Source organism: Methylomonas koyamae, assembly GCF_001644025.1.
Taxonomy (GTDB): domain Bacteria; phylum Pseudomonadota; class Gammaproteobacteria; order Methylococcales; family Methylomonadaceae; genus Methylomonas; species Methylomonas koyamae_A.
Map to the genome: position 1 here is coordinate 18099 of NZ_LUUK01000180.1, position 12419 is coordinate 30517.

General features: G+C 50.5%; 13 protein-coding genes and 1 tRNA gene. 7 read left to right on the forward strand and 7 right to left on the reverse strand.

Translation table 11 applies throughout. The features are described from left to right. Positions 1–125: 125 nt before the first annotated feature. The 3 genes from A1355_RS15730 to A1355_RS15740 all read right to left on the reverse strand — a co-directional run bounded on the left by A1355_RS15730 (position 126) and on the right by A1355_RS15740 (position 2107). Positions 126–410 carry a hypothetical protein gene (locus A1355_RS15730; RefSeq protein WP_064029855.1) on the reverse strand — a complete coding sequence of 95 codons (285 nt, stop codon included), beginning with the start codon at positions 408–410 and terminating at the stop codon, positions 126–128. Between the two features lie 62 nt (positions 411–472). Continuing rightward, on the reverse strand, positions 473–1426 hold the full coding sequence (locus tag A1355_RS15735) for a beta-propeller fold lactonase family protein (protein ID WP_064029857.1): 954 nt from the start codon (positions 1424–1426) through the stop codon (positions 473–475). An 87-nt stretch (positions 1427–1513) separates the two neighbouring features. Next, entirely contained in the window at positions 1514–2107 is a 594-nt protein-coding gene (locus tag A1355_RS15740; RefSeq protein WP_064029859.1) for an SRPBCC family protein, read from the reverse strand. Between the two features lie 114 nt (positions 2108–2221). Between A1355_RS15740 and sbcB the strand changes: the two genes are divergently transcribed. From sbcB to A1355_RS15755, 3 genes are all read left to right on the forward strand, one after another. Beyond that, positions 2222–3673: an exodeoxyribonuclease I gene (gene sbcB / locus A1355_RS15745; protein ID WP_064029861.1), complete on the forward strand. Its 1452-nt coding sequence runs from the start codon at positions 2222–2224 to the stop codon at positions 3671–3673. Positions 3674–3756: 83 nt separating this feature from the next. Continuing rightward, positions 3757–4938: a pyridoxal phosphate-dependent aminotransferase gene (locus A1355_RS15750; protein WP_064029863.1), complete on the forward strand. Its 1182-nt coding sequence runs from the start codon at positions 3757–3759 to the stop codon at positions 4936–4938. 88 nt (positions 4939–5026) lie between these two features. Next, positions 5027–5113, forward strand: a tRNA-Leu gene (locus tag A1355_RS15755). 145 nt (positions 5114–5258) lie between these two features. On the opposite strand, the gene A1355_RS15760 is transcribed toward A1355_RS15755, so the two are convergent. Further along, positions 5259–6521 carry a type II toxin-antitoxin system HipA family toxin gene (locus tag A1355_RS15760; RefSeq protein WP_064029865.1) on the reverse strand — a complete coding sequence of 421 codons (1263 nt, stop codon included), beginning with the start codon at positions 6519–6521 and terminating at the stop codon, positions 5259–5261. Next, entirely contained in the window at positions 6518–6751 is a 234-nt protein-coding gene (locus tag A1355_RS15765) for a helix-turn-helix transcriptional regulator (protein ID WP_064029866.1), read from the reverse strand. The genes A1355_RS15760 and A1355_RS15765 overlap by 4 nt, the downstream gene beginning before the upstream one ends. Before the next feature lie 406 nt (positions 6752–7157). On the opposite strand from A1355_RS15765, the gene A1355_RS15770 reads away from it, so the two are divergent. The 4 genes from A1355_RS15770 (at position 7158) to A1355_RS15785 (ending at position 11861) form a co-directional block, all read left to right on the forward strand. Beyond that, positions 7158–7424 carry an AbrB/MazE/SpoVT family DNA-binding domain-containing protein gene (locus A1355_RS15770; RefSeq protein WP_197471828.1) on the forward strand — a complete coding sequence of 89 codons (267 nt, stop codon included), beginning with the start codon at positions 7158–7160 and terminating at the stop codon, positions 7422–7424. After that, entirely contained in the window at positions 7421–7816 is a 396-nt protein-coding gene (locus tag A1355_RS15775) for a type II toxin-antitoxin system VapC family toxin (protein WP_064029870.1), read from the forward strand. The genes A1355_RS15770 and A1355_RS15775 overlap by 4 nt, the downstream gene beginning before the upstream one ends. Before the next feature lie 240 nt (positions 7817–8056). Next, on the forward strand, positions 8057–8932 hold the full coding sequence (locus A1355_RS15780; protein WP_064029872.1) for a hypothetical protein: 876 nt from the start codon (positions 8057–8059) through the stop codon (positions 8930–8932). Positions 8933–9008: 76 nt separating this feature from the next. After that, positions 9009–11861, forward strand: coding sequence for a TIR domain-containing protein (locus A1355_RS15785; protein WP_064029874.1), 2853 nt, complete (start codon positions 9009–9011; stop codon positions 11859–11861). A gap of 1 nt (position 11862) precedes the next feature. On the opposite strand, the gene A1355_RS15790 is transcribed toward A1355_RS15785, so the two are convergent. Next, positions 11863–12144: a type II toxin-antitoxin system VapC family toxin gene (locus A1355_RS15790; protein ID WP_064029876.1), complete on the reverse strand. Its 282-nt coding sequence runs from the start codon at positions 12142–12144 to the stop codon at positions 11863–11865. Continuing rightward, on the reverse strand, positions 12141–12350 hold the full coding sequence (locus A1355_RS15795; protein WP_064021136.1) for a type II toxin-antitoxin system VapB family antitoxin: 210 nt from the start codon (positions 12348–12350) through the stop codon (positions 12141–12143). The genes A1355_RS15790 and A1355_RS15795 overlap by 4 nt, the downstream gene beginning before the upstream one ends. Between the last annotated feature and the right edge of the window lie 69 nt (positions 12351–12419).

Consider the following 12419-nt stretch of genomic DNA (forward strand, 5'->3'; position numbering starts at 1 on the left):
TTCGCCGAAAGACGGACGGCGCGGCGCCGGGCGACGAAGAGGCGTGTTAAAAACACGGAGCACCGCCGGCGAGAAATCGCCGGCGTCATTTCCGCCAGACCGATTCAGTCCGGCGGCAAAACCGCTTACGGTTTCAGCCAGCCTTGCAAGGCTTCGATCAATTCCAAGGCCTGCTTTTCGCTGGAAATATTGAATTTGGATTTTTGCTGATACTCGCCGTTGCGCTTTTGATAGCGGCGGATGCTGAAGCGGTCGGCGCTGTATTGATTCTTGGCCGGCTCCCAATCCTGATAGCGGTAGAGCACCGTCGCCCAAGCGCCTTTGCTCAATATTTTTTTATCCAGTTCCTTCACGGTTTCGACGCCGCCGTCTTCGTAACGGATGGTCAAATCTTCAACGTTTTCAGCCATAGCCTTCTCAAAAATGGTGTAAGCGGCGCGCAGTCTAGCACAGCGGCCGCAAAATACGACGCTTAGCGGCTGAAGAACTCGCCGAAGGCCCGGCTACCCTCGCCTGTGCTAATGGTATTGACCACTTTGAGCGTCTTGGCGTCGATGACCGAAACATTGTTATCGAACCAATTGGCGACGTAAACCTGGCTGTCGTTGGGATGGGTGCAGATGCCCTCGGGCTTGTCGCCGACCGGGATCACCGCGACCGGCTTCAAGGTCGCGGTGTCGATCGCGGTGACCGTGCCGTCGTCCTGGTTGGTCACGAACAGCAGGCTATCGTTCAAGGCCAGCGCCACCGCGTAAGGCCGGGAGCCAACCTTGATCGTCGCCAAGCGTTTTAAACTGTGGGCGTCCAACACGCTAACGTCGTCGCTCTCGACATTGGCCGAATACAAGCGTTTGCCCTTACCGTCCACCGCGATGCCGAATGGATGCTCGCCAACCTTGGTGGTATTGCGGATCGTCAATTTGGCCAGATCGATTTGAGAAATCGAATCGTCGATCCGATTGGCCACGTACAGCCAACGGTTATCGGGACTGACCGTCATGCCCGACGGCGATTTGCCGACCGTGATAGTCTTGATTTTCGCGAAGGTCTTGGCGTCGAAAACCGCGACCGAGTTCTCGTACCAATCGGCCACGAACACCAGCTCGCCCTTGCGGTCGGCCGCGATGCCCAGCGAGGCGCCGCCGACCTTGACGACTTTGAGCACCTTGAGCCGCTCGCTATCCAACACCGCGAAACCGCCGCCTTCCGGCGTGCTGATGTAAATCTGCTTCAATACCGAATTCACCGCGACGCCGGCCGGCTTGCCTTCCACCTTGACGGTTTCGACGACGCTCTGCTTGTCGGTATCGATCACCGACACCGAATTGTCGAGTTGATTGGTGATGAACGCGGCCGGCGCGGCCCGGACATTCCAGGCACTCAGCATTAACGTCGCGATCAATACGGGCTTGCGGAAATGAGTCATGATGACGAGAAAGCAACAAGTGGACCGAGCGAAACCCGGCCGAGGCGATAGAGACGCTAGCGCGCGTCTCTATCCTGAGAGCATGGTTTAGCGTTTCATCTCGATTTCGACCTTGCCAGCGTGGCCGGTCAGTTTGCGCGAAACGTTTTCCAGACCGGTGGTCAGTACTTCGGTGACGGCTTTGTCGGCCGCTTCTTCGTTCAACTCGGCCGGCGGATTGTTGTTGACATAAGCGCGGTAGTAAGTAGCCACCCACTCGATTTCGGCCTTGCCGCCTTTATCGGCCACCGACAATTCGGCGGCATAGTTACCGACCGGCAGTACTGGCACCGGCTCGTCTTGGCCGGCGTGTTTAATGGTACCGGTCGAGCTCATGTCGATGATTTTATATTTGTAGGCCATTTTGGCGTCTTCGTAGGATTTCAACTCTTCCTTGATAGTGCCGCCGCTTTGCAGATGCAAGGTACGCACCGAACCTTTGGTGTTGTCGCCGCCTTCGACGCTCTTAATCGATGGATGCCAGGACATATCGTTGTAATTCTTAATTAAGTCCCAAACTTTCGCAGCCGGCGCATCGATGGTCAGGGTCGCGGTCAGTTTAGCTCTGACCGGGCCGTGCGCGTTGGCTAAGCCGGTAAACAACATCAGAGCCGCTGAAACGAGTAGCGAGGTTTTTTTCATAAACGGTTTCCTATGGTGGTCGCGTAAAAATAAGGCGGCGATTATAAGATAAAATCCGCCGGCTAGTCGCCGCAAACGCAAGTTTGCGGAATTTTTCCCGTCACCCGAGCCACCATGACCGCACCCAGCTTTTTCTGGCACGACTACGAAACCTTCGGCGCCGATCCGCGCCGCGACTGGCCCTGCCAGTTCGCCGGACTGCGCACCGACTACGATTTTAATATCGTCGGCGAACCGCTGATGGTCTATTGCCGACCGTCGGACGACTACCTGCCCCACCCGGAAGCTTGCTTGATCACCGGCATTACGCCGCAAGTGGCCCGCCAGCGCGGCGTGTGCGAAGCCGAATTCGCCGCGCGCATCCATGCCCAACTCGCCCAACCCGGCACTTGCGCGCTGGGTTACAACACCTTGCGTTTCGACGACGAAGTCACCCGCAATCTGCTGTACCGCAATTTTTACGACCCCTACGCCCGCGAATGGCAAAACGGCAACTCGCGCTGGGACTTGATCGACATCGCCCGCGCCGCCCGCGCATTGCGCCCGGACGGCATTCAATGGCCCGACAACGCCGACGGCCTTCCCAGCTTTCGTTTGGAAGAACTGACCCGCGCCAACGGCATCGGCCACGCCGACGCCCACGACGCGCTGGCCGACGTCCATGCCACGATCGCCGTCGCCAGGCTGATTAAGCAAAACCAACCCAAGCTTTTCAACTACTTGTTCGAGCACCGCCTAAAAAGCCAAGCGCTCGGCTTGTTGAAACTCGGCAGCTTCACGCCGCTGGTGCATGTCTCCGCCCGCTACCCGGCTCGCAACCACTGTCTGGCGGTGGTCGTCGCGTTGGCCCAGCACCCGGTCAACGCCAACGAAATCATCGTCTACGACCTGTCCGCCGATCCCGGAGCCTTGCTCGATCTTTCGGCCGAACAAATCCGCGAGCGCCTATTTGTTGCCAACGACGACTTGCCGGAGGGCGTCACCCGCATCCCGTTGAAAACCGTGCACGTCAACAAAGCGCCGGTGCTGGCGCCGCTGTCGGTGATCCGGCCGGCCGACGCCGAGCGACTGCAACTGGATTTGGGCCGTTGCCAGATACATCTGCAACAACTGCAAGCCGCGCCGCCGTTGGCCGACAAACTGAGCACGGTGTTTCGGCGCGACTACGCCGACGCTCCCGACGATCCGGACTTGATGATCTACAGCGGCGGCTTCTTCAGTGCCGGCGACAAAGCCGCGATGAACCAGATCCGCCAATTGTCGCCGGCCGAACTGGCGGACTTCGATCCGGGCTTCGACGATGCCCGCTTGCCGGAAATGCTGTTTCGCTACCGGGCTCGCAACTATCCGGAAACCCTGACCGCCGAAGAGCGCGGGCTTTGGTCGGCGCATTGCCGGCAGCGCCTGCTGGAACCGGCGCCCGACCGGCCCAGCGCGCTGGAAAGTTTTAAAGCCAGCATCGCCGCCCTGTCGCCCGAAACCGACAAGCAAGATCCGGCGATACTGGCGCAACTGCTGGCTTATGCCGACGAACTGGCCGCAAAATTGGCAAACCCTAAAAAATAATCGGTTTTAGCGCGCCAAACCAAGCGTAACCGGCAAATTACCGTATAATGCCGGCCATTTGAGTAAATTTCGACCGAGGAAGCATGAGCATCACATTGTCCGACCGCGTTAAAGCAGTCAAACCGTCCCCTACCCTGGCCATCACCGCCAGAGCCGCCGCCATGCGCGCCGCCGGTAAAGACATCATCGGCCTGGGCGCCGGCGAACCGGACTTCGACACGCCGGAACACATTAAAACCGCCGGCATCAATGCGATCAACTCGGGCTTCACCAAATACACCGCCGTGGACGGCACCGCCGGCCTGAAGAAAGCCGTCATCGCCAAATTCAAGCGCGACAACGGTCTGGATTACGAGCCCAAGCAAATCCTGGTGTCCTGCGGCGGCAAGCAAAGTTTTTACAATCTGGCTCAAGCGTTGCTGAACTCCGGCGACGAAGTCATCATCCCCGCGCCTTACTGGGTATCCTATCCGGACATGGTGCTGTTGGCCGACGGCGTGCCGGTCATCGTCGAAGCCGGCCAATCGCAAGGTTTCAAGATCACGCCTGCCCAGTTGCGCGCCGCGATCACCGCCAAAACCCGCTTGCTGGTGATCAACAGCCCGTCCAACCCGACCGGCGCCGCCTACAGTCTGGACGAACTGAAAGCTCTCGGCGACGTGTTGGTCGATTTCCCGGACGTGTTAATCGCCACCGACGACATGTACGAACACATCCTGTGGAACAACGGCGAATTCGTCAACATTCTGAACGCCCACCCCGGCTTCTACGACCGTACCATCGTGTTGAACGGCGTCTCCAAAGCCTATTCGATGACCGGCTGGCGGATCGGCTATTGCGCCGGCCCGGCCGACTTGATCGATGCGATGTGCATCATTCAATCGCAAAGCACATCCAACCCGACCTCGATCTCGCAAGTCGCCGCCGAAGCCGCGCTGAACGGCGATCAGGGCTGCATCGACGCGATGATGGTCGAGTTCAAGAAGCGCCACGACTTCGTCGTCGCCGAGTTGAACACGATAGACGGCATCGAATGCCTGGCGACCGACGGTACTTTTTACGTCTTCCCCAATGTGGACAAGCTGATCGCCCGCCTGGACGGCATCAACGACGACCTGGAATTCGCGGAATACCTGATCGAAAAAGCCGGCGTCGCGCTGGTGCCCGGCTCGGCCTTCGGCTGCCCAGGCCACATCCGCATCTCGATCGCCACCAGCATGGCCAATCTGGAAAACGCGCTGGCCCGCATCAAGCAAGCGGTCTGAACAAGCCGCGCCGGACGGCCAACTTTACGTTGACAATTCGGCGCTTTGCTTTAGAATTCGCCGGCTACTGTCTCCGCGACAGCACCGGGCCTCGGTGGCGAAATAGGTAGACGCACGAGACTTAAAATCTCGCGACCGAAAGGTCGTACCGGTTCGATTCCGGTCTGAGGCACCATTTATGCATCCAAACGGATGCAACCCAATTCAAAAACCCGCAAGTTTATTGGCTTCGCGGGTTTTTTATTGTCCGGCGCATCCAACGAAAACCAGTCCTGCACACATTTACAAGCGATGCCAAAATCAACGCCAGCCGATTGGCTTTAGGCCTTATCATTCAACCGTCTGACCGCCAGCACCGCGCGTTGCTCGATCAACTGTACGATTTGTCCAACCACTGGGTTTCCAGCAAATTCATGATCCACCGATGCCTGCAAAGTACGCGCGACATGCGGTAGCCGTTGGCATAAACCAAGAATACGTTTTCGAGTTTGCGCCACCGACAAGCCCACCTCTTGGGCAAAGCGATCCCAGTGTCTTGCTTGCACTTCGCTGAATTTGTATTTGCCACCCAACTGCATCGCCATCTTGGGCGTCAGGCTGGGATAAACGGCGGTTGACAATACGTCGTAGAGCGGCGCCAGAACGGCGCACTTGTCGGCATACAAGATAGAAAAGTTCTTGGCATGGGCGTCGTGGTTGCCAATCAAGGCATTGAAAATGATCGCATCCAGCAGTCGCAACACCTGCGGCGCACTCGGTCGGGTCACGCGGCGGACTAAGTCAAAGCACTGTTCCAAACCCGGCCCACCCTCGTTCTGATATTTCAGTTCCGGTACCACGCCCAGTGCCTGGCAGAAATCTTCCTGATGCAGACGCAAGCGTTGGCCAATTGCAGCTTGAGTTCTGTCATAACGCTCAATCAGCAAAAATGAGCGGTCGCGAATGGCACAAATCCTCGACTGTGCGGTCTGGAATTGCATAGCACCTGCCAATGCCAGACAGAAACCTTCGTTGATTACACTGTCTTCAACGGCAGCGATGGCCGGTTTGAGAATATGGCTACTGGGTGTGCCATTGCGTGGCAGACCGATTCGTTGACCATCAAACACCACCGGTAATTTATCCTGAGCGCCCGCCAACGATAAGCGCAAACCATCCTGACCAGCCAGCATCGGCCGCTGTGGCAATTCATCCAACAAGGTAACTACGTCAGAGTCGGATAACCAGTCGATCTCGTTCGCTTGTTCAGATACAGCGGGTAATTGGTCTGGCGACAATAGCGAAACGGCACCGGCGCATTCGCCACCAATATGGTCGAGCAAGGCAAAGTCGTTTTGTTTCGAAACCTGAAACTGGCGGGCTATCAGTTGGCGTAATTTGCCTTCCGGTAACAATCCAGCAAAGAACGGCCGCGTTTGCTGATAGTTAAACGGCTCAACTTGCAACGGTAACGAACAGGACAACGGAGCAGCGTCGGCCTGTTGCAGCCAGTTGGCTGTGTAGCTAAATTGCAGTCTGCCTTCAACCAGGGCCAAATCTCCCACCCGGCGTTCGAATAAATATACTGCAAGCAAATGGCTCATGGTGCTTCGGTTATGTCCGGCAGGCCATCGAGCATGACCTGCCCACCCAGCGCTTCAATCACGCGCATCACTGTTTCCAGACGCACGGTCGGCTTGCCTGCTTCGAGGTCGACGATAAAGCGAACGCCAACACCTGCCGCCAACGCCAATTCGGATTGAGTTAATCCGAGCTGTTTGCGAGCGGTGCGTAGCGCTTGGCCAAGTTGTTGGGTGGATTGGATGTTGATCATTAGGTTTTCCCGTTCGGGAAATTATTGGACAGAATGCCGCAAAGCACAAGACAAGTTTACCGATCGGGAAAATGTTGCGGATCAACTCTTTGATGCATGACGATTTACCCGTTCGGGAACTATGTGCTGCGGAGTCCGCGTAGAGCGTATTAGCGATAGCGTAATACGCCGCATGAAAACAAAACATCGGCGCAATGCCTGTTGGTTATTGCGCCTTACGGCCATATTCATTGAGATGTCTTTCCTAGATCACTATCGGTGTGTCGATGTCGAAATCCGTTTCCATCAAGCAACAACATGGCGCCGCAAAATCTATCCAGGTATAGACACCACCCCAAACTTGTCAACGAGCCATCGCCAGCGGATAATCCGGCTTACTTTTTGTCTTACTCGAAGGAGTATGCCAGTGTCTACCGCCACGATTACCCTATCCAGCAAGGGCCAGGTTGTCATCCCCAAGGAAATTCGCGACGAACTGCATTGGGAAGCCGGCACGGAACTAACCCTGGTTTCCAATGCGTCCGGCGTTACGCTGAAAGCGGCGCCGAAGAAAACCGGCCGTAATTTGGCCGACTTGATTGGTATGCTCAAACATGACGGGCCGCCGCTATCTACCGAAGCCTTATGCCAACCGGTAGACCTCAACGAAGAAGATAGTTCGGATGCCTCATGATCGCCTTTGACACCAACCTGCTGGTGCGGGCGCTGGTGGACGATCATCCGGAACAGATCGCCGTGGTTCGCCAATTGATTGCCAGCGATAGTATTTTTATCTCGCGCACCGTGCTGCTGGAAACCGAATGGGTGCTGCGCGCCCGCTACAAGAAAACCCGCGACCAACTCAGCGCATTTTTCTCGGCATTGCTGGAAGTAGACAACACGGTGGTCGAAGATGCCGAAGCCGTCAGTCATGCGCTGGAATGGTACGCGCAAGGCGCCGATTTCGCCGATGCCCTGCATCTGGCGGCTTGCGGCAAAGCCGTGATGCATACCTTCGACCGCGATTTTTGCAAGTCCGCGCGCGACGCCGGTATCACGCCGGAAATGCGGGTTTTACCGATTTGAAGCGCTGACATACGTCCGACGGCAATACCCTGTCAATAAACCGGGCAGATACGACTCGTCAGCCCAACAAGAACATCACCAAAACAACATGGCCCAATACGGCGCAATGCCCGTTGGTTATTGCGGCTTATGGCCGCCTGGAACACACAGCATCCCCGCACCGCACATCGTTAAGGTTCTCCGCCATACTTCTCCGACCTTGGTCTACAATTCGCCCGGTCTAACGAAACGACTTGCGCGATGAACGACGAAAAACAGCTTTCCACCACCCAACTCGCCAAATTGCGCGGCATCGCCCAGGAACAGATGTTCGGGCAACTGACGGCTTTGGGATTGATCGAAAAAAAAGACGACAAATGGCAACTGACCAACGCCGGAAGTGCCGCCGGTGGCGTCTATCTTAACGGCAAATACGGCCAATACGTCGCCTGGCCGGAAGATTTGGCCATCGAAGCGCCGCCAGCCAAACCCGACGCACCGAAACTGTTGACCGCCACCGTGCTGGGGCAACAGTTCGATCTTACCGCCAACAAAATAAACTACATCCTGTCGGAATTGGGCTGGATCAAAAAAGGCCTGAAAGGCTGGCTAGTTACCGAGCAAGGTTTGGCGCTGGGCGCCGAGCAAGGCGAAGACAGCCGCTCCGGCATCCCTTACGTGCGCTGGCCGGAAAAAATCACCCGCAACCGGGCGTTGAAAGACAACGTCGATAACATCAAGGGCGTCGACAAACCCAAAACCGACGCCGACAAAATGGACAGCTTCCGCCACAAATTCGAAGCCACCCACCGCACCACCGACGGCCACTTCGTCCGCTCCAAGGCGGAAATGCTGATCGACAACTGGCTGTACATGGCCGAAATCGTCCACGCCTACGAACGCAAACTGCCGATCGAAGAAGAAATGTACTGCGATTTCTACATCCCCACCGGCAAGGTCTATATCGAATTCTGGGGTTACGACAACGACGCTAAATATCTAGCCCGCAAACAAGAAAAACTCGCCATTTACCAGAAATACAATTTCAATTTAATTGAATTGACCGATAAGGATGTATTGAATCTGGATGATATATTGCCGAGGTTGTTGTTGAGGTTTGGGGTGCAGGCGTATTGAAATCGAATGTTGGTTATTGCGCTTTACAGCCTTAGTAAATTAAAGTTTTACTAAAACAAAATACATAGTAATCAGAATGGAAAAACATAATCTTTTTATAAGCTACAGTTGGGATTCCGAAGAGCATAAGGGGTGGACTAAAAATATCGCCGATCGATTAGAAGAATTTAATGAATTTCATATAGCATTTGATCAATACAATTTGGACTCATTCGAAGACAAAAATCTCTTCATGGAACAAGGAGTCTTTCAAACGGATATTGTATTGGTAATTGTCACTCCAACATATGTTGAGAAAGCTAATAGGCGATTAGGTGGAGTTGGAATAGAGACAAAAATGTCAGCTTCGAGACATTGGGAAGAGAGTTCTTCTCTTGGAAAGAGCAAGATAATTCCGTTATTGAGGGAAGGGAATTGTCTGCCAAACTACCTTAAAGAGAAATTCTTTATAGATTTTCGCAGTGATGATAATTTTGAAAAGTCCTTTCATGATTTATTAAAGCATATTATTGATGATGCAAAGGAAAGACGTCCTACAAAAAAGCACTCTATACATCAATTGCCTCCGATAAAAAATCTAACACGTATAGAAGACTTTTTAAAAATCAATCACAAAAAAAGAAAGTTAGTATTTGATAAGAATGAAACCACTGATTTTTCATCCAAAAACAGGATTAAATTCGAGCTTTGGGAAACAAGATCTCCCTCTATTGATTACTATCTGTTTTTATTTGAAAACATAACCTTAAGTTCTACGATCAAAAGATTTTGCGAGCTAGTTAAAAGAGATAAAATAAAAATTAAGACATTAACTGTTCTAAGGGAGAATAGAAGCGAGAAAGGATATTTAAGACGGATGTTGTTAGAAAATGGAATAGACTTGGAGCTAACAGAGTTAACTTATTCTGAGTATATATGGGATTTTTGCATCGATGATGATGCGAAAAACAACAAGGGCACATATAAGAATCCATTTTTTATTGATCAGCCTTTAGTTGATAAAAATGATGAGCAAGAGCTTGGTCCAGCTTTTGAGTACATCATTAAACAACTTAATTTACCTCAACAATCTGCAGCAAAAATTATTGTTGCGCCAGGAGGGACAGGCAAAACAACTTTGTGTCAACATATTGCAGGGCATTATCAAGGTTCTGGTAATGCAGTTTCGGTATTGATGCAATCTGAAGAATTAAAGTCAGAAGGATTTGGAGTTTTATCTGAAAATACTAAGATTGAATCTGTTTATGATTTGTATGAGACATATGCAAGAATATGCGAACGGCAAGGAGATGGAGGGTTTATTTTTGACAAGGTGACTTTTGAAGTCGCACTTTTAACAGGTAAGCTTGTTTTGATTATTGATGGAATAGATGAATTTATTTCTATTTTTCCTGAAATGTTTAATCTTGATTTGTTTCTGCAATCAATTGATGATTTAAACAATGAATTGGCTTCTAGCAAGATTATTGTGACATCAAGGAATGATGTATTTAATGAGGCCATTACAGCCAAATATGAAAACATAGATAAATATAATTTACTAGGGTTTGATAATAAGGCTTGTGATAAATATCTGAAAAAAAGATTCGGTAAATATGATAATTCAGAGAAAATGATTCGAAAGGTTCTTTCAAACATAGAGCCCTTAATTATTAAAGATAAAGATGAACGAATTATGCCTTTCATTGTTGACTTGTTGTCATCAATTGTAGAAGATGCAAGTGAAAATGATGATATTAGATTGGATTTGTCGTTTGATGGAAAGGATTACAAAAGCAATGAGGATATTACTGATTATTTGGTTTACTCCATTTTAAGAAGAGAATCTGTTAGACAGTCTATTGAGATAAAAATAAGCGAAGTATTAGACTTGTTTCTCGAGATAGCTGCTTCATACACGGAAATATTTCCGAGAGCTGTTCTGGAGGAGCTCGTTTCAGCTTATTATAGCGAAAATGCTGAAAACCTTACTGGTAAGCTTTTGAAAAACCCACTTATTGAACTTGATAAGGAGTACTGTCGTTTCAAATACGATTTCATATCTGATTACTTTAGAGGGTTGAGTATTATTAACTCTATTACAAAGAAGCGTAGTGATGATGATTTTGTGTTGTTAGCGTCTAAATATGCATTTGGAGATGGTGGTGCATTTAAAGAAGTAATAAAGTATTTTAATTCGCGAAGCGAAGAATTCATAGAATGCGCACAAAGAATTTTAAAAGACATAAGAAGGGGTATTTCATTAGAAGATGTATTCTCAAAGCGAGACATTAAATTTAAAGCCATAAGTTTTTTTGTTGAAGTATTATCCTTTATAAATGGTGTTTCTACATCGAAGGAGGAGTTTTCGGAGGTTATAAAAAGGCTGTTTTCGGCAAATGGCGAAATCAAACATTTAGCGATTTACGGGAATGCTAAAACTATAGATTTTTCAGGAATGAGAGTGGTGGGTTCAAGATTCGTTGGATACAATGGTTTTACATCATCCAAATTTGAGGGGGCTCGGTTTGTTAATTGTTATTTTGAGGGGATAAACGGCAATTCAATATCGGAGAGCTTTAAAGCTGACATGTTCGAATCATGCAGACTTGGTGATTTAGAGAATATTATTGATGTCGTTAAGCAAAAACTTGAAAACAATCGAGAAGTTTTGGAAAAGGAGTTAAGAAAGTTCTTCGGAAGCTTTTTTCGAAGAAATAAATTCACAGACCAAAAGAAGGCTTTTGTTAAGTTTTCTGATAGGACGGGATTAAATTCGGCATTTTTTAATGAGCTAATAAAAAGAGGTGTTATTGTGATTTTCAATGAAAAAGCAGATGAAACCTATTACTCTATTTCCGATCATTACAAAGATAGCGTGTATGGGTTTTTGGTTAATAATAAAATTGACAAAAAGACTGAAGAAATAATAAAAATTGTTGAAAAATAATTTAGAATATTAGCGTCGCAGGGTCTATTAACCCGCAACTAAAACCATACAGCAATTCTCGTTCGATAAAGTCTTCCACTTCCTGCAAACCAGCTTGATTGCAATACCTTAGCTGACGCAGGTTGTTCAGGGTTTGGGTTCTCGGCGCGGGCGGCGTACCGCAAGCCAATTCGGCAACGATCAGCGGGTGAATCAACGCCGAATCGGAAACAAGCAAACGCACCAGGTCTTCGTTGCGATTTTTGAAATGGTCAACCCAAACCGAGGTATCGACCAATATCATGCAGACGGTTCGGTTTGTCGGCGATCTCGGGGAATATCCGCCATCTCCGGCATGGTTCCACCTAACGCAGCCAAGCGCTTGGCGGCCTGAATCCGCACGAAGGTTTTCATCGCTTCCCGGAAGATTTCGGCCTTGTCCATGTCCGGATCGGCCATTTCCAGGGCTTTTTGATACAAGGTGTCGTCAATGGTTACGGTGGTTCTCATGGTGTTTTCTCGACATCAATTCTGATGATGTACTGTATCAAATATTTTTAATCGTTCCCACGCTCCGCG